The 21,640-nt window shown below is 61.4% G+C and carries 24 protein-coding genes; 10 read left to right on the plus strand and 14 right to left on the minus strand.

Translation table 11 applies throughout. The features are described from left to right. Positions 1–41: 41 nt before the first annotated feature. Positions 42–764, plus strand: a complete 723-nt coding sequence (locus NCT04_RS10560) for an ArsR/SmtB family transcription factor (RefSeq protein WP_244825867.1) — start codon at positions 42–44, stop codon at positions 762–764. A 62-nt stretch (positions 765–826) separates the two neighbouring features. Here NCT04_RS10560 and NCT04_RS10565 read toward each other — a convergent pair whose 3' ends face one another. Further along, positions 827–1,798, minus strand: a complete 972-nt coding sequence (locus tag NCT04_RS10565; RefSeq protein ID WP_244825868.1) for a thymidylate synthase — start codon at positions 1,796–1,798, stop codon at positions 827–829. Positions 1,799–1,944: 146 nt separating this feature from the next. Beyond that, positions 1,945–3,324, minus strand: coding sequence for a sigma-54 dependent transcriptional regulator (locus NCT04_RS10570; protein WP_244825869.1), 1,380 nt, complete (start codon positions 3,322–3,324; stop codon positions 1,945–1,947). 710 nt (positions 3,325–4,034) lie between these two features. Between NCT04_RS10570 and NCT04_RS10575 the strand changes: the two genes are divergently transcribed. Next, entirely contained in the window at positions 4,035–4,178 is a 144-nt protein-coding gene (locus NCT04_RS10575) for a hypothetical protein (RefSeq protein ID WP_250465287.1), read from the plus strand. An 89-nt stretch (positions 4,179–4,267) separates the two neighbouring features. Continuing rightward, the gene (locus NCT04_RS10580) at positions 4,268–4,771 is read left to right on the plus strand and encodes a dihydrofolate reductase (protein WP_244825870.1); all 504 of its coding nucleotides are present in this window, start codon (positions 4,268–4,270) and stop codon (positions 4,769–4,771) included. 59 nt (positions 4,772–4,830) lie between these two features. On the opposite strand, the gene pmbA is transcribed toward NCT04_RS10580, so the two are convergent. Further along, on the minus strand, positions 4,831–6,201 hold the full coding sequence (gene pmbA, locus NCT04_RS10585; RefSeq protein ID WP_250465288.1) for a metalloprotease PmbA: 1,371 nt from the start codon (positions 6,199–6,201) through the stop codon (positions 4,831–4,833). A gap of 220 nt (positions 6,202–6,421) precedes the next feature. Here pmbA and yjgA point away from each other — a divergent pair, with 220 nt between their 5' ends. Together yjgA and mog are read left to right on the plus strand one after the other, a co-directional pair. Then, the gene (gene yjgA, locus NCT04_RS10590; RefSeq protein WP_250465289.1) at positions 6,422–7,021 is read left to right on the plus strand and encodes a ribosome biogenesis factor YjgA; all 600 of its coding nucleotides are present in this window, start codon (positions 6,422–6,424) and stop codon (positions 7,019–7,021) included. Continuing rightward, positions 7,002–7,640 (plus strand): molybdopterin adenylyltransferase, encoded by a 639-nt coding sequence (gene mog / locus NCT04_RS10595; RefSeq protein ID WP_244825874.1) that lies wholly within the window; start codon positions 7,002–7,004, stop codon positions 7,638–7,640. Before yjgA ends, mog begins: the two co-directional genes overlap by 20 nt. Here mog and orn read toward each other — a convergent pair. Next, the gene (gene orn / locus NCT04_RS10600) at positions 7,631–8,236 is read right to left on the minus strand and encodes an oligoribonuclease (protein ID WP_250465290.1); all 606 of its coding nucleotides are present in this window, start codon (positions 8,234–8,236) and stop codon (positions 7,631–7,633) included. The genes mog and orn overlap by 10 nt on opposite strands. A 157-nt stretch (positions 8,237–8,393) precedes the next feature. Here orn and NCT04_RS10605 point away from each other — a divergent pair, with 157 nt between their 5' ends. From NCT04_RS10605 to NCT04_RS10615, 3 genes are read left to right on the plus strand one after another with little or no spacing between them, the layout of a single operon-like run. Then, complete coding sequence (locus tag NCT04_RS10605; RefSeq protein ID WP_250465291.1) at positions 8,394–9,662, plus strand: M48 family metallopeptidase; 1,269 nt, start codon at positions 8,394–8,396, stop codon at positions 9,660–9,662. Next, entirely contained in the window at positions 9,659–10,615 is a 957-nt protein-coding gene (rsgA, locus tag NCT04_RS10610) for a ribosome small subunit-dependent GTPase A (protein WP_250465292.1), read from the plus strand. Before NCT04_RS10605 ends, rsgA begins: the two co-directional genes overlap by 4 nt. Then, positions 10,612–10,935, plus strand: coding sequence for a putative signal transducing protein (locus tag NCT04_RS10615; protein ID WP_244825881.1), 324 nt, complete (start codon positions 10,612–10,614; stop codon positions 10,933–10,935). Before rsgA ends, NCT04_RS10615 begins: the two co-directional genes overlap by 4 nt. 7 nt (positions 10,936–10,942) lie before the next feature. Here NCT04_RS10615 and NCT04_RS10620 read toward each other — a convergent pair whose 3' ends face one another. The 6 genes from NCT04_RS10620 to rpsP all read right to left on the minus strand — a co-directional run bounded on the left by NCT04_RS10620 (position 10,943) and on the right by rpsP (position 15,195). Beyond that, on the minus strand, positions 10,943–11,881 hold the full coding sequence (locus tag NCT04_RS10620; RefSeq protein WP_244825882.1) for a CobD/CbiB family protein: 939 nt from the start codon (positions 11,879–11,881) through the stop codon (positions 10,943–10,945). A 115-nt stretch (positions 11,882–11,996) separates the two neighbouring features. After that, positions 11,997–12,650 (minus strand): CoA pyrophosphatase, encoded by a 654-nt coding sequence (locus NCT04_RS10625; protein WP_244825884.1) that lies wholly within the window; start codon positions 12,648–12,650, stop codon positions 11,997–11,999. A gap of 147 nt (positions 12,651–12,797) precedes the next feature. Beyond that, the gene (rplS, locus tag NCT04_RS10630; protein ID WP_250465293.1) at positions 12,798–13,190 is read right to left on the minus strand and encodes a 50S ribosomal protein L19; all 393 of its coding nucleotides are present in this window, start codon (positions 13,188–13,190) and stop codon (positions 12,798–12,800) included. A 149-nt stretch (positions 13,191–13,339) separates the two neighbouring features. Beyond that, a complete protein-coding gene (trmD, locus tag NCT04_RS10635) occupies positions 13,340–14,110 on the minus strand; it encodes a tRNA (guanosine(37)-N1)-methyltransferase TrmD (protein WP_250465294.1) in 771 nt (256 codons plus the stop codon). A 36-nt stretch (positions 14,111–14,146) separates the two neighbouring features. Continuing rightward, positions 14,147–14,878 (minus strand): ribosome maturation factor RimM, encoded by a 732-nt coding sequence (gene rimM, locus NCT04_RS10640; protein WP_250465295.1) that lies wholly within the window; start codon positions 14,876–14,878, stop codon positions 14,147–14,149. A gap of 62 nt (positions 14,879–14,940) precedes the next feature. Beyond that, entirely contained in the window at positions 14,941–15,195 is a 255-nt protein-coding gene (gene rpsP, locus NCT04_RS10645) for a 30S ribosomal protein S16 (RefSeq protein ID WP_008342343.1), read from the minus strand. Between the two features lie 295 nt (positions 15,196–15,490). Between rpsP and NCT04_RS10650 the strand changes: the two genes are divergently transcribed. Continuing rightward, positions 15,491–15,994 (plus strand): NINE protein, encoded by a 504-nt coding sequence (locus tag NCT04_RS10650; protein WP_244825889.1) that lies wholly within the window; start codon positions 15,491–15,493, stop codon positions 15,992–15,994. Positions 15,995–16,017: 23 nt separating this feature from the next. Here NCT04_RS10650 and NCT04_RS10655 read toward each other — a convergent pair whose 3' ends face one another. Together NCT04_RS10655 and NCT04_RS10660 are read right to left on the minus strand one after the other, a co-directional pair. Beyond that, complete coding sequence (locus NCT04_RS10655) at positions 16,018–17,145, minus strand: PA0069 family radical SAM protein (RefSeq protein ID WP_244825890.1); 1,128 nt, start codon at positions 17,143–17,145, stop codon at positions 16,018–16,020. Between the two features lie 68 nt (positions 17,146–17,213). Further along, entirely contained in the window at positions 17,214–17,702 is a 489-nt protein-coding gene (locus tag NCT04_RS10660) for an Lrp/AsnC ligand binding domain-containing protein (protein WP_250465296.1), read from the minus strand. 151 nt (positions 17,703–17,853) lie between these two features. Between NCT04_RS10660 and NCT04_RS10665 the strand changes: the two genes are divergently transcribed. Then, positions 17,854–19,140 carry a D-amino acid dehydrogenase gene (locus NCT04_RS10665; RefSeq protein WP_250465297.1) on the plus strand — a complete coding sequence of 429 codons (1,287 nt, stop codon included), beginning with the start codon at positions 17,854–17,856 and terminating at the stop codon, positions 19,138–19,140. 99 nt (positions 19,141–19,239) lie between these two features. On the opposite strand, the gene NCT04_RS10670 is transcribed toward NCT04_RS10665, so the two are convergent. After that, entirely contained in the window at positions 19,240–21,030 is a 1,791-nt protein-coding gene (locus NCT04_RS10670) for an acyl-CoA dehydrogenase (RefSeq protein ID WP_250465298.1), read from the minus strand. 86 nt (positions 21,031–21,116) lie between these two features. After that, a partial coding sequence (locus NCT04_RS10675; protein WP_250465299.1) for an electron transfer flavoprotein subunit alpha/FixB family protein occupies positions 21,117–21,640 on the minus strand: 524 nt, incomplete at its 5' end.

The raw sequence follows: 21,640 nt of genomic DNA on the forward strand, positions 1-21,640 counted from the left end.
ATTGCGCGCTAGAGTATCTGAAACGGTTCCGGAGAAGCGCCATGAACTCAAGCCCCGAAGACTCTCGCTCCCGCCACTTTCCCGGCCTTTCGCGCATTGGGGCGTTGCTCGCCGATCCGGGCCGCGCGGCCATGCTTTGGTCGCTGATGGACGGCACCGCGCGCCCCGCCGGCGAACTCACGATGATCGCGGGACTCTCGCCTTCCGCGGCGAGCGGACATCTCGCGCGTCTGACCGAAGGCGGGTTGCTGGCGCTGGAAGTGAGCGGGCGGCATCGCTATTACCGGATCGCGACCGCCGATATCGCTGCCGCGATCGAAGCGCTCGCCAATCTCGCGCGCGCGAGCGCGCCGGAGCGCGAGCCGCAGCGGCCGCCGAGCGCGGTGCCACTCGACATGCGCTACGCGCGCACGTGCTACGACCATCTGGCGGGCGAACTGGCGGTGCGTGTCTTCGATACGATGATCGCTCGCGACTGGCTCGCCGCAGACGGCGCCACCGAACTCGAAGCCACGAAAGACGGCGCGCAGGCCTTCGCGCAACTGGGTATCGACCTGACGGCACAGCGGGCGCGCCGCAGACGTTTTGCGTGTACGTGCATCGACTGGAGCGAGCGGCGGCCGCACTTAGGCGGCGCGCTTGGTGCGGCGTTTCTCGACGCTTGCGAAGCGCATGGCTGGATCGAACCGACATCGAAACGCCGTGTGCTGCGCGTAACGCCCTCAGGACAGCAACACTTCCAACAATTTCTGTCGATGCGCTGAGCCAAACAAAAACGCACGGTTTTGCGCCGTGCGTTTTTGCGTCCTGCATGAGAAAGCGATAATCAAACCGCCATCGGCGCCTTCAAAGCTTCATGGTGTTTATAACCTTCGAGCGCAAAGTCTTTCGGCTCGATTTGTTCCAGCCATTCCGGTTCATAGCGTTTCGTGACAGCGTAATCCGGCACGCGATCCGAAATGATGAGCTGGGGACTCGGAAAAGGCTCGCGCTTCAATTGCTCGTTCAGCATATCGAGTTGATTCTCGTAAATATGCGCGTCGCCGATGAAATACGTGAACCAGCGCGGCTTGAAACCGGTCAGCCGTCCGACGAGATGCAGCAGCGCCGCGCCTTCGGTCAGATTGAACGGCGTGCCGAGCCCGACATCGTTACTGCGGATATAAAGACACAGCGAAATCTCGCGCGTCGTTACGTTCGGGATGAATTGATACAGCAGATGACACGCGGGCAAAGCAATCTCGTCGAGCTTGGCCGGATTCCACGCATGAAAAAGAATGCGCCGGTCGGTGGGACGCTCGATGATCGTATCGAGACATTGCCTCAACTGGTCGATCGCCTTATACAGCAGCACCTGCTCGCGGCCGTTTTCGACGAAGCTCGTCACCAATTGATAGCCGCGATTGGTGGCGTCGGCGATCTGGTCGCCCGCGCAGGCATCCACGAGCTTGTAGGCGGGCCATTTACGCCATTGCACGCCATACACGTCGCCGAGATCGTCCTCGCCCTGGCGATACGGATTCTCGAGCCACTGCGGATTTTCATTGGCGTTCGCGTCCCAGACCTTGCAACCGAGCGCGCGGAAGTCAGCGGCGCTCTTCGAGGCGCGCAGAAAGCCGACCATTTCGCCGATCGCCGACTTGAACGCGAGCTTCTTCGTCGTAACGGCAGGAAAGCCTTGTTGCAAGTCGAAGCGCAACATCGCGCCCGGAATGCCGATAGTGCGAATGCCCGTGCGGTTTTCCTGCCACGTGCCGGTATCGAGAATCGTCTGGACGAGCTCGAGATACTGTTTCATTCGATGATCCTTGGAGGCGCGACGCGCCTGAGCGAATGCCGGCGCAAAGAAGCAATTTTACCAAGCGCAGCGCGCGGACGCTCTTCGTGACACAAAAGAAACGGGCGCTTGAAGCGCCCGTTCGAATGTCCTGCCAAGCCTGAGTCTTAGCCGCGCGTGGCGTGCTCCGGCGGCGCATCCACCTCGATATGGCGCATGCCATGCGCACTCAGCAACCGATACAGCGTGACGCGCGAGATGCCGAGTTCGTGCGCGGCATCGCCAAGACGCCCGCGATGACGCAGCAATGCGAGTTCGATGGCCTGACGCTCCGCCGCCTCGCGCGCTTGCGCAAGCGACACCGGCGCCACTTCGACGTATTCGCCCAATTCGAGATCGCGCGCGGTGATCTGCCGCCCTTCCGACATGACGATGGCACGCCGCACGCGGTTGATGAGTTCGCGCACGTTGCCCGGCCAGCCGTAGTTGTGGATCGCGGCGATGGCGCACGGCGAAAAGCCGCGCAGACGCCGGCTTGCGTCCTTCTTGAAGCGATCGAGCATGTGCTTCGCGAGCAATTCGATATCTTTACCGCGCGCGCGCAGCGGCGGCTCGTCGATCTGCAACACGCACAGGCGGTGATACAAGTCGGCGCGAAAACGCCCTTCGATCATCGCGGTTTGCATATCGACGTGAGTCGCCGAGATGATGCGGACATCGACGGGCGTCGAACCGTGACCGCCCAGACGCTCCACCTTGCGCTCCTGCAGGAAGCGCAACAGGCTCGCTTGGCTTTCGAGCGGCAGATCGCCGATTTCATCGAGGAACAGTGTGCCGCCGTTGGCCGCCTCCACGCGCCCGATCTTGCGCTGATTTGCGCCCGTGAACGCACCGCGCTCGTAGCCAAACAGCTCCGATTGCAGGAGATGCGCCGGAATCGCGCCGCAGTTGATGGCCACAAACGGTTGATCGCGACGCGCGGAGCGCTCGTGAATGGCAACCGCCGTCAGTTCCTTGCCTGTGCCCGATTCGCCCGAGATGAACACGGGCGCGTCCGTCATGGCGACTTTGCGGATGGAGCGAAACAGCGCCAGCATGGCGTCGCACGATCCGACCATTTCGCCTTCGGCGCGGCCTTCGCTGCGCGAATCGTTCGATGCCGCGTCATGCAGCGCGACCATGCCGTAGGCGTGTCCCACGGAATCGACGATGCGATCGTTCGAAGTCGGCATCGTGACGTAGTCGAAACAATAGTCGCGAATCAGCCGGCGCACGGCGGCGTCTTCCAGTTGTCCGGAAACGGTGGCGGCGACCCAGCCGACGTTCGTCATGGTCAACGACGACTCGAACGCCGCCAATTCGTGAGACTCGAAGTGACTCGACAAGTCCAGCAGACCACCGATTGCCATATCGCTACGCAGGGCTTTCTTCGTGTCGCGCGCGCTCGCCACGATTTCGATTTGCCAGCCGCGTTCTTCGAACCGCGCACATAGCATCTCGCTGGGATCGCGAGTCACATAGATAAGTTGCCGCCGAGCGACGTCCATTATTCAGATCCTTTCTTCAACATTCGTTGAAAAGGTCGCGTAGTTCAGGCTCTCGCTGCATGCAGAAATCAATGTCCTCGCGCTGTGTGGCGAGCGGACTCGCGTTTCGATTCGTTGCCTCCGGGAACGACGCATCTGGCGCCGTGAACCCTTCCACGAATCCCTATTGACCGGTTCTGCGCCATTTTCGAGAGACTACTATAACCCATAAACCCCGCAAACAAATATCGTCAAGGCCCATTGGACTGGTCACAAAACCCTGACAGGACGGGGCTGGCAAGAATTTCTCAATGAATTATTAAAAGCAAATGAGACGTTTTAATAAGACAAAATCTTATACCTGATTCACAGGAAATTCATGTTTTTCTCCCTTCGCGTTTCACGTGTGAAACGTTTTCGTCCATTCGGCCACGATGATTTTCTGCCGTTTTCATCATGTTCTTTGCACGGTAACGGATTGCGCCCGTTGGCATGCATCTGGCTATATTTGATGCATGCGGACAGGTAAGAAATGCAAGCCGCATTTCGTTTCGTCAGCAGATTTTCAGCCTGGTCGCATCTCAACTCGATATACCAGCCGCTTGACTGTTTTATTCCCGAAACACTTCCGGGAATACTTACTCGGATATGTCGCCACGATGGCTTTCGATCATTCTTTACCGGATTGCGCGCCGACTTCCCGTTCGTCGGACGACGACGAGCGACGCGCCTTGTCGTGGACAAATGCGCGGGATGCAGCGAACACGAGCGACGCCGAATCGCACCAAAGGCAGTCTTCGAACTACGGCGTGAGCGTCACGCTATGGGACGAGTTCACGCCCGAGCGGCCGGGCTTCGATCGGACCAAAGGCTGAGTCGAGGCAAGACAGCGGCGGGCGTCGGTTAAAATCGCGGCACGGTCGCGCCTCCTGCGCGCCTCACTCCTGCACGACTTTCCGACTACATGACGACGCTGACCCTGATCGTCGCCCGCGCGCGCAATGGCGTGATCGGACGCGACAACGACCTGCCCTGGCGCCTCCCCGAGGATCTCGCTTTCTTCAAGCGCACGACGATGGGCGCGCCGATCATCATGGGACGCAAGACGCACGAATCGATCGGCCGGCCGCTGCCCGGGCGGCGGAATATCGTCGTGTCGCGCGACGCCACGCGTCGCTATACCGGCTGCGATACCGTCACGAGCTTGGCCGATGCGCTCTCGCTCGCCATCGCCGACCACGCAAGCGAGGCCTTCGTGATCGGCGGCGCGCAGTTGTACGGCGACGCCATCGCGCAGGCGGACAAGCTGATCGTCACCGAGATCGATGCCGATTTCGAAGGCAACACGCATTTTCCGGCGCCGGACGCCGCGCACTGGCAGGAAGTCGCGCGCGATCCGCGGCGCGCCGCGCCACCGAACGCGTTCGACTTCGCGTTCGTCACGTATCGACGCCGGGCGGACGCATGAACGAAGGCCCCGGATAGCTCGCGCCATCCGGGGCCTTCTTCTTGAACCACCTCTGAGTTTTACTGCCCCGCGATGGTCATCCGCTCGATCAGCACCGAGCCGATTTCCTTCGTGCCGCGCACGACCGTATCCGCGCCGATCGCCTCGATGTGGCGGAACATTTCCTGAAGCGTGCTCGCGACCGTGATTTCCTCGACCGCGTGCTGAATCTTGCCGTTCTCCACCCAAAAGCCCGACGCACCGCGCGAATAGTCGCCCGTCACGTAGTTCACGCCCTGCCCCATCAGTTCGGTAAGCAAAAGGCCGGTGTCGAGCTTCTTCAGCATGGCCTCGAAGTCGTCTTCCGGTTTCGTATTCGAGCTTGTCATCGTCAAATTATGCGAGCCGCCCGCGTTGCCGGTGGTCTTCATGCCGAGCTTGCGCGCCGAATACGTGGACAGGAAATAGCCCTGCACAACGCCGTCATCCACCACATTGCGACGCTCGGTGCGCACGCCTTCCTCGTCGAACGGCGCGCTGCCCATGCCGCCCTTCACGTGCGGATCTTCGACGATCTGAACGTGCGGCGCGAACACCGGCTTGCCGAGGCTATCGACGAGAAACGTCGTCTTGCGATACAACGCCCCGCCACTCACCGCTTGCACGAACGAGCCGAGGATGCCCGCCGCCAGCGGCGCTTCGAACAACACGCGGCACTTGCGCGTGTCGAGGCTCTTCGCGTTCAGACGCGCGAGCGCGCGTTCGGCGGCGTAGCGTCCGACGGCTTCCGGCGCGGCGAGTTCGGTGGCATTGCGGCGCGATGTGTACCAGTCGTCGCGCTGCATGTCGCGTCCGCTCGCGGCAATGGGCGCGCACGCGATGTAGTGCCGCGAGTACGGATAGCCCGCGAGGAAGCCGCGCGAGGTCGCGAGCACGAACTGCGAATGCTGCGCCGATACGCTCGCGCCCTCGGAATTGGTCACGCGCTTATCCACCGCGAACGCGGCGGCTTCGGCGCGGCGTGCGAGCTCGGCGGCCTCTTCGGCGTCGATGACCCACGGATGATAAAGATCGAGGTCCTGAGGCGACTTCTCCAGCAAGTCTTCTTCCGCAAGCCCGGCGGCGCTGTCTTCCGCCGTGAAACGCGCGATGTTGTAGGCGGCCGCAACCGTATCGCGCAGTGCTTCGCGCGTGAAGTCCGCGGTGCTCGCATTGCCGCGCTTCTTGCCGATGAAGACGGTCACGCCCACCATCTTGTCCCGGTTGTGCTCGATGGTCTCGACTTCGCCGCGCCGCACGCTTACCGAAAGGCCATCGCCTTCGGAGATTTCGGTGGCGGCATCGGTCGCGCCGAGTTCCTTCGCGTGACGCAGGATGTCGGAGGCAATCTCCTTGAGTTCGTCTTGCGTATGCGGGAAAAAGCGTTGCTTGACGTCCATGTCTGCTGCCATTTTGTGTGTGCCTTAGGAGGTCGGGGGCGCCGCGCGCCCGCGCGTGTCGTTGCAAGAGGATTCCCGCTTTCGTCCGGCCTTTCGATGAAGCAGACGGCGGGGTCGATTCGATCGACGCATGCTGCGATCATAGCAAGGACCGCGCACCCGCACCGCATGCACGATGCATCGCTTGGCGGGCGCGAGCCGAGCGCTGCGACGCGCAAGCTACAATATCGCCATGAACCGTAAAACCCGCATTCAACCGATCGAAGCCGAGCCGGAAGTCGACGAAAACGGCTACGATCGCCCGAGCAAATCCCAGCTCAAGCGCGACATGCACGCGCTGCAGGAACTGGGCGAGGCGCTGATCGCGCTGCCGAAAGACGCGCTCAAGCGCATGCCCATGTCTGAGAAGCTGAACGACGCCGTGCGCGAAGCGCGTCGTATCACCGATCACGAAGGCAAGCGCCGTCAGGTGCAATACGTCGGGCGCGTCATGCGCACGCTGCTCGAAGACGAAGTCGCCGCGCTGCGCACCGCACTCGACACGCATCGCGGCGTGAACAAGGCGGAGACCGCGCGCCTGCATTGGATCGAACGCTCGCGCGACAAGCTGCTCGCAAACGACGCCGCGCTGACCGATTTCATCCGCGAGCATCCGGGCGTGGACGCGCAGGAAGGCCGCACGCTGATCCGCAATACGCGCAAGGAGCGCGAGCTGCAAAAGCCGCCGCGCTATTACCGCGAATTGTTCCAGTGGATCAAGAACGCAGCGGGCGTGGAGCAGGAAGACGAGAGCGACAGCGACGAGGACAACCGTGACGACGACGAAGCGTAATCATCCGGACGAGTTGCTCGTCGGACTCGTTTCGATCAGCGATCGCGCCTCGCAAGGTGTTTACGAGGACAAAGGCGTGCCGTCGCTCGAAGCGTGGCTCGGAGAAGCGCTGAGCTCACCCTGGCGCGCGCAAACGCGGCTGATTCACGACGATGCCGCCACCATCTCGGCCACGCTCATCGAACTGGTCGACACACACGGTTGCGATCTCGTGCTGACCACGGGCGGCACCGGTCCCTCGCGCCGCGACGTGACGCCGGAAGCGACGCTCGCCGTCGCCACCAAGCCGATGCCAGGCTTTGGCGAGCAGATGCGCCAAATTAGCCTGAACTTCGTGCCGACCGCCATTCTCTCGCGCCAGGTTGCCGTGATTCGTGAGACGGAGGATCACGCCGCGCTCATCATCAATTTGCCGGGACAGCCGAAGTCGATCAGGGAAACGCTCGAAGGCCTGAAGGACGCCGACGGCAAGACGCGCGTGCCGGGCATCTTCGCGGCAGTGCCGTATTGCATCGATCTGATCGGCGGGCCTTACATCGAAACGAAGCCGGAAGCGGTTGCCGCGTTCCGGCCCAAAAGCGCCATTCGAAAGTCAGGCGCTTCCAAACCTCAAGCCTGAGCCGACGATGCCGACGCCGCGGGAATCAGGAAGTGCTCGCGGTAGTACTTGAGTTCGTCGATGGACTCGTGGATATCGGCGAGCGCCGTGTGCATCGCGCGCTTCTGAAAGCCCTTGTAGATGGCTGGCTGCCAGCGGCGGCACAGTTCCTTGAGCGTGCTCACGTCCAGATTGCGATAGTGAAAGAACGTCTCCAGTTCCGGCATCCAGCGCGCCATGAAGCGGCGGTCCTGGCAAATGGAATTGCCGCACATCGGCGACTTGCCGGGCGGCACGTACTGACCGAGGAATTCACGAATCTGACGCGTGGCTTCCGCTTCATCCACCGTCGATGCCTTCACGCGTTCCGTCAGCCCCGAGCGGCCATGCGTATTGCGATTCCACTCGTCCATGCGGCCAAGTGCTTCTTCCGACTGATGGATCGCAAACACCGGCCCTTCCACCAGCTTGTCGAGCGTCGAATTCGTCACGACCACCGCGATCTCGATGATGCGATCATTGTCGGGATCGAGCCCGGTCATCTCCATGTCGAGCCACACGAGATTCATGTCGCTGCGCGCGAGGACGGGTTCGGGTTGGTCGAGAGAATCGGTCATGGAAAGTACCTGGAAGAGGTTCGAGTAACGCTGATGTTAGTGTCTTGAGGCGCATGAAGCCCAGTCGCCGCGCGGGCTTTTCGGCAACCACGCGTTGTGGCAACGCGAGCACGGCCTAGAACCTATAATTCTCGCATAGTTCAATCGGAAGCCCTGCATGGCCAACCTCACACTCGCTTTTTCGACGATCTTCGTCGTCGCCCTCGTTGCGATGGTTTCAACGAAGCTCTGGCTGGCCTCGCGCCAGATTCGCTACGTCGCGGCGCATCGCAACGGCGTGCCGCCGCAGTTCACCGGCACGATCCCGTTGACGGCGCACCAGCGCGCGGCGGACTACACCGTCGAGCGCACGCGCCTCACGATGATCGAAGTCGTCACCAGCGCCATCGTGCTGGTCGCGCTGACCTTGCTCGGTGGCTTGCAGGCACTCGATATCGCCATTACGGAGTGGCTCGGGCGCGGCTATCTCGGACAGATCGCGCTGGTCGCGGCGGTCATCGCAATTACGAGTCTCATCGACCTCCCGTTCGACTATATCCGCCATTTCGTGATCGAGGAAAAGTTCGGCTTCAATCGTATGTCGAAGAAACTGTTTTTTCTCGATCTCGTGAAGGGCACGGTGCTGGGCGCGATCATCGGTGCGCCGCTTCTGCTGCTCGTGCTCTGGATGATGGATCGCGCCGGCAGCTACTGGTGGCTCTACACGTGGATCGTCTGGGTTGCGTTCCAGTTGCTCGCGATGATCATCTATCCCACTTTCATCGCGCCGCTTTTCAACAAGTTCGAGCCGCTCAAGGATGAAGCGCTGCGGGCTCGTATCGAGAATCTGATGTCGCGCACCGGCTTTGCGGCAAAGGGCTTGTTCGTCATGGACGGCAGCCGCCGTTCCGCGCACGGCAACGCGTATTTCACGGGCTTCGGCGCGGCGAAGCGCATCGTCTTCTTCGATACCCTGCTTGCGCGCCTTTCCGGCAGCGAGATCGAAGCCGTGCTCGCGCACGAACTCGGCCACTTCAAGCGCCGTCACGTGCTCAAGCTGTTGGTCGTGATGTTCGCCATCAGCCTCGCCATGCTCGCGCTCCTCGGTTGGCTCGTGCAGACCGTGTGGTTCTACGAAGGCCTCGGCGTGCATCCGTCGCTCGTCGGCGGCAACAACGGACTTGCGCTCGTCCTGTTCATGCTCGTGCTGCCGGTGTTCATGTTCTTCATCACGCCGCTCGGCAGCCTGAGCTCGCGCAAACACGAATTCGAAGCCGATGCCTTCGCGGCCAGCCAGACCGATCCGAAGGATCTCGTCAACGCGCTCGTCAAACTGTACGAAGACAACGCGTCCACGCTCACGCCCGATCCGCTCTACACCGCGTTTTATTACTCGCATCCGCCCGCTTCGCAGCGCATCGACCGCTTGATGCAACACACCGCATGACGGCGCGTGGCGTGTCATCGGGCCGCGGCGCGCGTCAGGGCGGCGCGGCTTCCGCGGAGGCCCGACTGGAAGGCACCGTGATCGCCGCGCATGGCCGGCACTATCTCGTCGCGCCGCACGACGGCGGCGCGAAGCTGCAATGCTTCCCGCGCGGCAAAAAGAGCGAAGTCGCCGTCGGCGATCGCGTGATCTACGAGCAGTCTTCGGCGGATCAGGGCGTGATCGTCGAAATCGGCGAGCGGCGCAACCTGCTTTACCGGTCCGATCAGTTCAAGTCGAAGCTCTTCGCGGCGAACCTCGATCAACTGCTGATCGTGCTCGCCACCGAGCCGCATTTCAGCGAAGACCTGCTCGGGCGCGCGCTGATCGCCGCCGAGGCGCACGGGCTCGAAGCGCTCATCGTGCTCAACAAGATCGACGTGGAAAGCGCGTTGCCCCTGGCGCGCGAGCGACTTGCGCCCTATCGCGCGCTGGGCTACACGGTGATCGAACTGTCCGCGAAGATGGCGCCCGGCGAAGTGCATCCGCAACTGGATGAGCGCCTGAAAGATCGCTCGACGATCTTGCTCGGCCAGTCGGGCATGGGCAAATCGACGCTCGTGAATCTGCTCATCCCCGACGCCGACGCCGCCACGCGCGAGATTTCGTCGGCGCTCAATAGCGGCCGGCATACCACCACCTTCACGCGTCTGTACGAATTGCCAGGCGGCGGCTCGCTCATCGATTCGCCCGGCTTTCAGGAGTTCGGCCTGCATCACTTGTCCGAAGGTCAACTGGAACGCGCCTTCGCTGACTTCCGGCCGTATCTAGGGCATTGCCGCTTCTACAACTGCCATCATCTGCAGGAGCCGGGCTGCGCTGTTCTCGAAGCGGTCGAAGCCGGCAAAATTCGGCCGGCGCGGCATGCGCTTTATGCGCAACTCGTCCACGAAGCAAGCCAGATCGTTCGATGAAACGGCTCACGCGCGCACCGAACCTCATCACGGCGCAACACTGGATGAACGTGCTCGCGACCGCAGGCGTGCCTTGCGAGCTACACAATCGGTATTTGAACGGCGCGCTGGGTGACATTCCGGCGGATCAATGCGCGCCGGAAATCTGGATCGTCGATGAACGCGACGAAGCGCTGGCCACTCGCCTTCTGGAGCGTGCGAAGCGCGGACCGGAAGCGAATGCCCGGCCCTGGCGATGCCGTCAGTGCGGCGAATGGCTCGAAGCGCAGTTCACCGTGTGCTGGCAGTGCCAGACGGACCGCGATCCGCTGGACGATTGACGCCTTGCTATGCCAGCCAGACGGCAATGGTCAGCATGAGCAGGATCAACATCCACAAGATCACCGCGCGCCACACCAAGCCAACCGCCGATTGGAGCGTGCGTGGCGTGCAGTCGTCGCCGACGGGCAGCGGGCTTGCATCGCCCACGGCGAGCGCCTCGACGCTCAGCGGTTCGGCGAGCGGTCCTGCGAGACGCGCGCCCAACGCGCCGCTGCCGGCCGCGAGCAACACGCCTTCGTTCGGGTCCGGCCACTGACGCGCGTGATTGCGCCACGCGTAGATCGCATCCTCGAAATTGCCGACGATTGCGAAGCCGAGCGCGGTGAGCCGCGTAGGAATCCAGTCGATCACGAAAAACGCACGCTGCGCGAACGATGAGAACGCTGCGGTCCGCTCGGGATTCGGCTCCGTCCACGCACGCGCCAGATACTCGGCGATCCGATAAAACACCGCGCCAGCCGGCCCGATGGGAATCAGAAACCAGAAGAACACGCCGAACACATGCCGATGCGACGCGATCACCGCATGTACGAGCGTGTGGCGCACGATCTCGCTTACCGGCATGTCGACGGTATCGAGACCGGTCCACTCCGTGAGCACCTCGCGGGCGCGCGGCACGTCGTCGTTATTGAGCGCGAGATGGATATCGGTGAAATAGTGGCTGAACTGACGAAAGCCGAGCGTGAAGTACACGATCACCACGTTCCAGAAAAACGCCAGAACGAAGTTGATCCGATACAGCACGTAATAGATGAGCCCGACCACGAGCGTCCACGGCAATACCACCACCAGCCACGCGACGATGCCGTGCTTTTCCTTGCCCGCGTCGAAGCCATGGGCGGTGCTTTCCGCATGATACTGAAGCAACGCCGAGATCGGATTGTGCGGCGATAACGCACGCACCTGCTCGAGGATAAGAGCCAGCAATACAGAGAAAAAAGTCATGCGGTGCGCCGAAACGGTCGGAGTAGTTCGAGTTTCGCGTAACGATAGCACAGCGTTCGATGCGTTCAGACGCGCTGACCAATCGCAAGGTCGCGTAACGTCGCACGTTGACGCGTCAGGCGGCGAGGAAGCGGTAGAAATTGCGCAACATGCCAGCCGTTGCACCCCAGATGAAATACGGAGCCGTCTTTTCATCGGGTTTGTAAGGCATGGCAAAAAAACGACGCTCGCCACCTTCCCATTGGAAAACGCGCACTTCGTGGTTTGCCGAGTCCATCAGAAACGCGAGCGGCACTTCGAAGATATCGGCAACTTCGCTCGTATCGGCTTTGAGCGCGAACGGCGGATAGACCAAGGCAACGACAGGCGTCACGCGAAATCCGGTGCCCGTCAGATAGTCTGGCAGCGCGCCGACCACTTCGCAATGCTCCGCGCCCAAGCCGACTTCCTCGCGTGCTTCGCGTAGCGCGGTGGCGGCGGCATCGGCGTCTTCGGGTTCTTGACGGCCGCCGGGAAAGCTGATTTGTCCCGCGTGGTCGGAAAGATGATCGGCCCGCTGAGTCAGGAGCACGGTCAGACCGCCTTCACGCACGACGAGCGGCACGAGAACAGAAGCCACGCGCGGATCGCCGCCGATGGCCTTGATGCGCTGTTCGGGCGCTTCCTGCGTCCATTCGAGCGTCTGTGCGAAACGCGCTCGCAGTCCTTCGGGCGTAAGGCGCGCGGGTGGTATGGCGGGAAGCGCGGCGCCCGTCGAGAGGACGGGCATTCGTTCAGGTTCGAGAATGCGGGGAGTCGAAGTCTTGCCGGTGGACACGGGTCGAAAGCCAGGATGTCGAAGATTCAATTTGAACACACCAAAGAAAAAAGCACCCGCGAGGGTGCTTTTTCAGTACGGCGCCTGGACGCTGAGTCTTTACTCTGCAGCGGCTGCGGCGGTACGGTCCTTCGTAAACAGCTTTTCCTTGATACGTGCCGACTTGCCCGAGCGCTCGCGCAGGTAGTACAGCTTCGCACGACGGACGTCGCCGCGACGCTTCACGACGATGCTCGCCAGCAGCGGCGAGTAGGTCTGGAACGTACGCTCAACGCCTTCGCCCGAGGAAATCTTGCGGACGATGAAGTTCGAGTTCAGGCCACGATTACGCTTGGCGATCACGACGCCTTCGTAAGCCTGCACGCGCTTGCGCGTACCTTCGACGACGTTCACGTTGACGATGACCGTGTCGCCCGGACCGAAGTCGGGGATCGATTTCTCGCCCAGAACGCGCGCGATCTCTTCCTTCTCGAGTTGCTCAATCAGATTCATTACTGACTCCTTGTGCCATCTTGCCGGAGTTGTGTGCCTAGATTTCGCTTGCGCGATTTCGTTGATAAGGCCCCGGTAGAGGATGGGTTCACTTCTGGCGCCGAGGTTGAATTCAGCGCCCCCATTTGTCTCGCTCGTCGGCTCGAAGTCTATTCGGACTTCAACGCCGTCTTCGCGAGATCTGCGAGCCATGCCTCGTCGGCACGGCTCAACATCTTGCTTTTGCGCGCCCGGTGAATCAGATCGGGCCGCTTCGTGAATGTGTTGCGTAATGCTTCGCGCCTGCGCCAGGCGTCGATTTCCTTGTGATGGCCGCCGAGCAGCACATCGGGAACGCGCGCGCCTTCGTATTCTTCCGGACGCGTGTAATGCGGACAATCCAGAAGTACGTCGACAAAACTGTCTTGCACCGCCGATTGCGCGTCGTTCAGCACGCCGGGCAACTGGCGCACGACGGCGTCCATCAACGCCATGGCGGGCAATTCGCCGCCTGACAGCACGAAGTCGCCGAGGCTTATTTCTTCGTCTACTTCACGATCGATCAGACGCTGGTCGATTGCTTCGTAACGACCGCACAACAGTACGAGGCCCGGCTCGGCGGCCATGCGCATCACGCGTTCGTGATCGAGCTTGGCGCCTTGCGGCGACATCATCACGACGCGCGTCGTCGCGATGCCTTGCTCGCGCTGCGCGGTTTTCGCGGCCGCGATCGCGTCTTCTAGCGGACGTGCCAGCATGACCATGCCGGGGCCGCCGCCGTACGGGCGATCGTCGACGGTGCGGTAATTGTCCGTGGTGAAGTCGCGCGGATTCCACGTACGCAAACCGAACCGCTCCTGCTTCACTGCCCGGCTGGTAATGCCCCAGTCGGTCAGCGCGCGGAACATTTCGGGAAAGAGCGTTACGACATCGAACTGCATCGCTCTCTCCGTAACTTGCCGATGACGAGCACCGGGTTAATAGTCGGCGTCCCAGTCGACGATGATGCGTTTCGCCGCCCGATCCACCGTCTTCACATACACACCGACGAACGGAATGAGCCGCTCTTCGGTGACGGGCTTGCCATCCTTGTCGGTACTCGGATACTCGATCCGCAGAATGGAATGCGCGCCGTTGTCGATCATGTCGGCGACACGGCCAAGCGCCACGCCCGCTTCGCTTTCGACATCGAGGCCGATCAGATCGACCCAGTAGAACTCGTCTTTGTCGTCGAGCTTCGGGAAGTCGCTGCGAGCGATGTAGACCGCGTGACCCTTCAGCAACAACGCGGCGTCGCGATCGTCACAGCCCGACAGGCGCGCGACGATGGTATCCGCATGCACTTTAGACTGAACACAACGGGCGGACTTGAACTCGCGGCCTTTGACGAGCCACCAGTTCTTCGCGCCAAGCAGCGCGTCGCCGCCCAGCTTGCCGTTGGCGTGCGGAACGATCTTGATCCAGCCCTTCAGACCGTAGGCATCGGCGATAAAACCGATTTCCACCGCGTCTTCCGGGAGACCATCTACCGACTCGACCGCCGCCGATGCTTCATGCGCTTTGCCTTCGCCTGAAGCGTCCGCCGTCACGCGACGCGCGCCGGGTTTCCGGACGAACGCGCCAAACGTGCTGGCATTTTCTTCTTGCTTCGGCTTCGGCCGACTGACATTGCCAGCGACGTTGCCGGATTCGGAATCACGCGCGGGCATCAGCAGACCTTGAAGCGGAATACCTTGAACGACTGAACTTCAGTCGACAAATTAACCGGCACTTAAGCAGCCGGTTGAGCTTGCTGAGCTTGCTTGACCAGACGCTCGACGGTCGGCGACAGTTGCGCGCCAACGCCTTGCCAGTAGGTCAGACGATCTTGAGCGATACGCAGCGATTCGCCCTTGGTCGCGACCGGGTTGTAGAAACCAACGCGCTCGATGAAGCGGCCGTCACGGCGGCTACGCGAATCGGTTGCGACGATGTTGTAAAACGGGCGCTTCTTCGAGCCGCCACGAGCCAAGCGGATGATGACCATGCTGAAATCCTTGAAAACCGGGGTTCGGAACTACCAGAACACGCGATTATAGCGGAAACCGACGCTCCAACAAACACTTAACGTGATTATTGCGCGCAGTTCGGGTTTGGAACGCTTCAAACGGCGCGCCGCAAGGACAAAAGCCCCGCAGCGGCCAGTGCGGCATTGTGCCAGTGTGTGACCGCCGAAGCGAGCAGCGTAAGATGTCGGATTCTCGCCTGGCGCAATCAGAGCAATCCGCGATAAGACGGCGCGCGCGCCACTATTTTCACCACCGATACCACCGTTTTCGCTGATGACTTCTTCGTCCGTCGCTACCGAGACCGGCCCGAAACCGGCCGGCAACCAGAATTGCCCGTATTTCCGCTCGAAGACGCTCACGGCGGCGCTCGCGTTTTTCTTTGGCAGTATTGGACTGCACCGTTTCTATCTGTATGGAATGCGCGACAAATGGGGCTGGGCGCATATCGTCGGCATCGTGTTGGGCGCGGTGGGTTATCTGTTGCTCGCGGCGACGGAGCGGACTTCGATTCTGGGCTGGGTGCTGGCGTTTCCCGGCGCCGTATCGCTGCTGGCGGCGTTTCTTTCCGCGATCGTCTACGGTCTTCGACCCGACGCCAAGTGGGACGCGCAATTCAACGCGCATACCAACCGGCAAAGCGATTCGGGCTGGACGGTCATCTTCATCGTCATTTTTTCATTGCTGTTCGGCGCGTTCTTGCTGATGACCGGCCTCGCGCTGACGTTCCAGACTTATTTCGAAAGCCAGGTGGAAGCTGCGAAGACACTGTCGCAGTAGGCGATAGACGACGATCGCAGGCGTTAGAACAAGTCGAGCTGGCCTTTGTCTGGCACCGGTTTGACGAACGCCGGCGGCTTGAAGTCCGACATGTCGAGAATGCCGCGCTGCCGGGCGTTCAATCCCAGCCGCTTGGTTGCTTGTTGAAAGCGCTGCTTCAGCATGTCCGCCCATAATCCTTCGCCCTTCATGCGTTTGGCAAAGTCCGCGTCGTAGTCCTTGCCGCCGCGCATGTCGCGTACGCGGCTCATCACGCGGTCGGCACGATCGGGAAAATGCGCCGCGAGCCAATCCTTGAAAAGCGGCGCCACTTCCCATGGCAGGCGCAACACGATGTAGCTGGCGGTCTTCGCGCCCGCTTCCGCACACGCTTCGAGCACCCGCTCCAGATCCGGCTCCGTGACGAACGGAATAACCGGCGCGATACTCACGCCCACCGGAATGCCCGCCTCGGCGAGCGTGCGGATCGTGCGCAGACGCCGCGCGGGGGTGGCCGCGCGTGGTTCGAGCGTGCGGGCGATGTCTGCATCGAGCGTAGTCACGGTGATGGCCGCCATGACCTGCCCGCGCTCCGCCATGGGCGCCAGCAAATCGATATCGCGTTCGATCAGCGACGACTTCGTGATCGCCGCGAACGGATGACCGCAATCGTGCAGCACCTGGATGACGCTGCGCGTGATCTTGAGATCGCGCTCGACGGGCTGATAGGCGTCCGTATTCACGCCGAGCGCAATGGATTCCGGCTCGTACTTCGGCTTTCCGATCTCGCGCCTGAGAAGTTCGGCGGCGTTGACCTTGGCGTAAATGCGGCTTTCGAAATCGAGTCCCGGCGACAGGCCAAGATAACTATGCGTCGGACGCGCGAAGCAGTAGATACAGCCGTGTTCGCACCCGCGATACGGATTGAGCGACACGCTAAACGGTATGTCGGGCGAATTGTTGTGCGTCAGAATGCTCTTTGCGCGTTCTTCGAACACCTGTGTGCGAAGCGGCGGCGCGCCCTCGTCGTCACCGTCCGTTTCGTGTAGCCAGCCGTCGTCCACGCGTTCGCGCGCGTCTTTCTCGTAGCGTCCCTGCATGTTCGTCACCGCGCCGCGCCCTTTCAGCGGCGCGGGCGGCGCGACAGGAAATTCACGGTCGGGTGTCGGCATTACGATGAGCGCAGCAGAAAATGTACTGTACAAATATACAGTATCGACACGTCATCGCAAGCAGAAAATCACACGTCCACCGGGATCGTCAGCGTTTCCTTGATTTCCTCCATTACCACATAACTTTTCGACTGCACCGCGCCCGGCAGTTGCAGAAGGATGTCGCCAAGAAGCTTGCGGTAGTCGGCCATTTCACCGATCCGCGCCTTGATCAGATAGTCGAAATCGCCGGAAACGAGGTGGCATTCGAGCACTTCCGGAATGCGCTGCACCTCGCGGCGAAACTGCTCGAACATATTGCCGCTCTTGTGATCCAGCGTGATCTCAACGAACACCAGCAGCGCCGCGCCGAGTTGAGCCGGATTAACACGCGCGTAATAGCCCGTGATCACGGCGTCCCGTTCCATGCGCTTCACCCTTTCAATACAAGGCGTGACGGACAGCCCGACGCGCTCCGCAAGGTCCTTCATCGCGATGCGGCCATCCGCTTGAAGAATGTTCAGGATCTTGTGGTCGAGCTTATCGAGCGCGCGCACCGGATTTCGCTGTGTTCTCATGCGTTTTTCCTGAAAATCCGCCGAATACATTAACTAAAACTATATAGACATCAATAGTATAGGCGATAACACTACACAAACTTCCGTCCGCGGCTCAGTTCCACTTCTTGCGCGCAAACGGGCAGTTTCATCGAATCCTGATGGAGAACTCATGCGTATCGTTATTCTCGGAAGCGGCGTCGTCGGCGTGACCAGTGCTTATTATCTGGCGCGGGCGGGTCACGAAGTCACGGTCATCGACCGCGAAGCCGGCCCCGCGCTCGAAACGAGTTTCGCCAACGCCGGGCAAATTTCGCCGGGCTACGCGTCGCCGTGGGCCGCGCCGGGCGTGCCGCTCAAGGCCGTCAAATGGATGTTCGAGAAGCACGCGCCGCTTGCCATCCGTCTCGATGGCACGATGACTCAGCTTCAATGGATGTGGCAAATGCTGCGTAACTGCACGCAAGATCGCTACACGGTTAACAAGGGCCGCATGGTGCGCCTCGCCGAATACAGCCGCGATTGCCTGCAAGCCTTGCGCGCGGATACAGGCATTCACTACGAAGGCCGCACCGGCGGCACGCTGCAACTCTTCCGCACGCAGGCGCAACTGGACGGCGCGGCGAAAGACATCGCGGTGTTGAAAGACGCGAACGTTCCGTTCGAATTGCTCTCGTCGGCCGAACTCGCGAAGGCAGAACCGGCGCTCGCAGCGGTATCGCACAAACTGACGGGCGGCTTGCGCCTGCCGAACGACGAAACCGGCGATTGCCAGATGTTCACCACGCGCCTCGCCGCCATGGCCGAAGCGTTGGGCGTCAAGTTCCGCTACAACACGCCAATCGACGCACTTGCCATGAGCCAGGGCCGGATTGCCGGCGTGCAATGCGGCAAGGAACTCGTGACAGGTGACTCCTACGTCGTCGCGCTCGGTTCATATTCGCCGAAGTTGCTTGGCGATCTCGTCAAGATTCCGGTTTATCCGCTCAAGGGTTATTCGCTCACCGCGCCCATTGTCGATGCGACCCGCGCGCCCGTTTCGACCGTGCTCGACGAGACGTACAAGATCGCGATCACGCGTTTCGACGACCGCATTCGCGTGGGCGGCATGGCGGAGATCGTCGGCTACGACAAGTCGTTGAAGCAGGCGCGCCGCGAGACGCTGGAAATGTGCGTGAACGACCTGTTCCCCGGCGGTGGCGATACGGCCAGCGCCAAGTTTTGGACTGGCCTGCGCCCAATGACGCCGGACGGCACGCCGATCGTTGGCCGCACGCCGGTGCCGAATCTGTATCTGAATACCGGACACGGCACGCTCGGCTGGACGATGTCGTGCGGTTCCGGCCAGTTGCTCGCCGACCTGATGTCCGGCAAGCAACCCGCGATTCGGGCGGACGATTTGTCGGTGCATCGTTATATGGGCGAAGTCGGTGTGAAGACGCGTCCCGCTTATGCTTGAGAAGGCAATCACGCACGAAGAAAACCCCACGTTGCGAACGACGTGGGGTTTTTTCATGCGCGGGCGTCGGCTCGCGTTCGATGAGCTTCGGCGCTCACATCAAAACTGATCCTCGCTCAACGCGAGCACGCCTTCGCTCCCATTCGCGCTGACAATCGATGCCTCGATGCCCGGCGCCTGCGACAGAATGTGTTCCGCGAAAAACTGAGCCGTCGCGATTTTCGCCGCATAAAAGCGCTCGTCCTCGCCGCGCTTTTTTTGCGCGGTGAGCATCGCGCGCGCCATCTGCCAACCGCACAGCACGATTCCCGCTAGTCGCAAATACGGCACGCTGCCCGCAAACACCGCGTTCGGATCGCTTCTGAATTTTGCGACGATAAACTCGACCGAGCGCGCGAGCGACAAGCTCCCCGCGCTCAAGTGCCGATGCATCGACATGAACGCCTGGCCCTCCGTATCCGCAAGAGCAGCCTTGGTCTGATCGATCTGCGCGAGCAACGCCTGCGCCGTCGCGCCGCCGTCGCGCACCGTCTTGCGGCCGATCAGGTCGTTGGCCTGAATGGCGGTCGTGCCTTCGTAAATCGGCAGAATGCGTGCATCGCGATAATGCTGCGCGGCGCCCGTTTCCTCGATGAACCCCATGCCGCCATGCACCTGCACGCCGAGGCTCGCCACATCCACCGACATCTCCGTGCTGAATCCCTTGATGATCGGCACGAGATATTCGTAGATCGACTGATGGCTCTTGCGCGTTTTTTCATCGGGATGACCATGCGCGAGATCGCTGTGCGACGCGGCGACATACGCCAGCGCGCGGGCGCCTTCGGTATAAGCGCGCATGGTGAAGAGCATGCGGCGCACGTCGGGATGATGAATGATGGTCACTGGCTCTTTCGATGAGCCATCGACTGGACGGCTTTGCACACGGTCCTTCGCATACGCGACCGCCTGCTGATACGCCCGCTCCGCAACCGCGATGCCCTGCATGCCAACGGCGAAACGCGCGGCGTTCATCATGATGAACATGTATTCGAGCCCGCGATTCTCTTCGCCGATCAAATGCCCGACCGCGCCGCCGTGATCGCCGAATTGCAGCACGGCCGTGGGACTCGCCTTGATGCCGAGCTTGTGCTCGATCGACACGCAATGCACGTCGTTGCGCGCGCCGGTCGAGCCGTCCTCGTTGACGAGGAACTTCGGCACGATGAATAGCGAGATGCCCTTCACGCCTTTGGGCGCGTCAGGCGTGCGCGCCAATACGAGATGGACGATGTTCTTCGCCATGTCGTGCTCGCCGTAGGTGATGAAAATCTTCGTGCCGAACAGCTTGAAGGAACCGTCGCCCTGCGGCTCGGCGCGCGTGCGTACCAGCGCGAGATCGGAGCCGGCTTGCGGCTCGGTGAGGTTCATCGTGCCTGTCCATTCTCCGGAAATGAACTTCGGCAGATAGCGGGCCTTTTGCACGTCGTCGCCTGCAGTGAGCAGCGCTTCGATTGCGCCATCGGTCAGCAAGGGACACAGCGCGAACGAAAGGCTCGCGGAGTTGAGCATCTCGATGCACGGCGTGGCGATGAGCTTCGGCAGGTTCTGTCCGCCGAACTCCTCGGGATGCACGACGCCTTGCCAGCCGCCCTCGCCGAATTGACGGAACGCTTCCTTGAAACCGGGCGTGGTCGTGACTTCGCCATTTGCCCACGCGCTCGGATTGCGGTCGCCTTCGACGTTGAGCGGCGCGACGACCTCGCCGCAAAAGCGCGCGGCTTCATCGACGACGGCTTGCGCGGTATCGAAGCTGCCGTCTTCGTGGCCTGGCAAAGCGGCGATGCCGTCGATACCGGCCAGTTCCTTGATGACGAACAGCATGTCCTTGACGGGGGCGTGATAGCTCATCGTTCTTGTCTCCTCATTCATCCGATACAAAAAGGGCGCAACGAACGTCGCGCCCTTTCGGTTCTAAGTCGGCGAGCGACGCGTGCTCAGCCGATTTCCTTCACCAGTTCCGGCACGAGCGAAAAGAGGTCGCCGACGACGCCGTAATCCGCGACGCTGAAAATAGGCGCTTCCGGATCTTTGTTGATGGCGACGATGACCTTGCTGTCTTTCATCCCGGCCAGATGCTGAATGGCGCCCGAAATACCAACGGCCACGTACAACTGCGGCGCGACGATCTTGCCCGTCTGACCCACTTGATAGTCGTTCGGCACGTAACCGGCATCGACCGCCGCGCGCGATGCGCCCATTGCCGCGCCGAGCTTGTCGGCCAAGGGTTCGAGCACCTTCGTGTAGTTCTCGCCGCTGCCGAGACCACGTCCACCCGACACGATGATCGAAGCCGAAGTCAGTTCCGGCCGATCCAGCTTCGTGACTTCGCGGCTGACGAATGACGAGATGCCAGCGTCGGCTGCCGCTTCGATCTTCTCGACCGATGCACTGCCGCCTTCTGCCGCCACCGGATCGAAGCCCGTTGCACGCACCGTGATGACCTTGATCGGGTCGCTCG

This window comes from Caballeronia sp. GAFFF2, assembly GCF_023631485.1.
Taxonomy (GTDB): Bacteria; Pseudomonadota; Gammaproteobacteria; order Burkholderiales; family Burkholderiaceae; genus Caballeronia.

Coding starts and splice junctions, on each gene's coding strand:
- NCT04_RS10560 (WP_244825867.1), top strand. CDS start 42: ATGAACTCAAGCCCCGAAGACTCTCGCTCCCGCCACTTTCCCGGCCTT.
- NCT04_RS10565 (WP_244825868.1), bottom strand. CDS start 1,798: ATGAAACAGTATCTCGAGCTCGTCCAGACGATTCTCGATACCGGCACG.
- NCT04_RS10570 (WP_244825869.1), bottom strand. CDS start 3,324: ATGGACGTCGCTCGGCGGCAACTTATCTATGTGACTCGCGATCCCAGC.
- NCT04_RS10580 (WP_244825870.1), top strand. CDS start 4,268: ATGACGACGCTGACCCTGATCGTCGCCCGCGCGCGCAATGGCGTGATC.
- pmbA (WP_250465288.1), bottom strand. CDS start 6,201: ATGGCAGCAGACATGGACGTCAAGCAACGCTTTTTCCCGCATACGCAA.
- yjgA (WP_250465289.1), top strand. CDS start 6,422: ATGAACCGTAAAACCCGCATTCAACCGATCGAAGCCGAGCCGGAAGTC.
- orn (WP_250465290.1), bottom strand. CDS start 8,236: ATGACCGATTCTCTCGACCAACCCGAACCCGTCCTCGCGCGCAGCGAC.
- NCT04_RS10605 (WP_250465291.1), top strand. CDS start 8,394: ATGGCCAACCTCACACTCGCTTTTTCGACGATCTTCGTCGTCGCCCTC.
- rsgA (WP_250465292.1), top strand. CDS start 9,659: ATGACGGCGCGTGGCGTGTCATCGGGCCGCGGCGCGCGTCAGGGCGGC.
- NCT04_RS10615 (WP_244825881.1), top strand. CDS start 10,612: ATGAAACGGCTCACGCGCGCACCGAACCTCATCACGGCGCAACACTGG.
- NCT04_RS10620 (WP_244825882.1), bottom strand. CDS start 11,881: ATGACTTTTTTCTCTGTATTGCTGGCTCTTATCCTCGAGCAGGTGCGT.
- NCT04_RS10625 (WP_244825884.1), bottom strand. CDS start 12,650: ATGCCCGTCCTCTCGACGGGCGCCGCGCTTCCCGCCATACCACCCGCG.
- rplS (WP_250465293.1), bottom strand. CDS start 13,190: ATGAATCTGATTGAGCAACTCGAGAAGGAAGAGATCGCGCGCGTTCTG.
- trmD (WP_250465294.1), bottom strand. CDS start 14,110: ATGCAGTTCGATGTCGTAACGCTCTTTCCCGAAATGTTCCGCGCGCTG.
- rimM (WP_250465295.1), bottom strand. CDS start 14,878: ATGCCCGCGCGTGATTCCGAATCCGGCAACGTCGCTGGCAATGTCAGT.
- rpsP (WP_008342343.1), bottom strand. CDS start 15,195: ATGGTCATCATCCGCTTGGCTCGTGGCGGCTCGAAGAAGCGCCCGTTT.
- NCT04_RS10650 (WP_244825889.1), top strand. CDS start 15,491: ATGACTTCTTCGTCCGTCGCTACCGAGACCGGCCCGAAACCGGCCGGC.
- NCT04_RS10655 (WP_244825890.1), bottom strand. CDS start 17,145: ATGCCGACACCCGACCGTGAATTTCCTGTCGCGCCGCCCGCGCCGCTG.
- NCT04_RS10660 (WP_250465296.1), bottom strand. CDS start 17,702: ATGAGAACACAGCGAAATCCGGTGCGCGCGCTCGATAAGCTCGACCAC.
- NCT04_RS10665 (WP_250465297.1), top strand. CDS start 17,854: ATGCGTATCGTTATTCTCGGAAGCGGCGTCGTCGGCGTGACCAGTGCT.
- NCT04_RS10670 (WP_250465298.1), bottom strand. CDS start 21,030: ATGAGCTATCACGCCCCCGTCAAGGACATGCTGTTCGTCATCAAGGAA.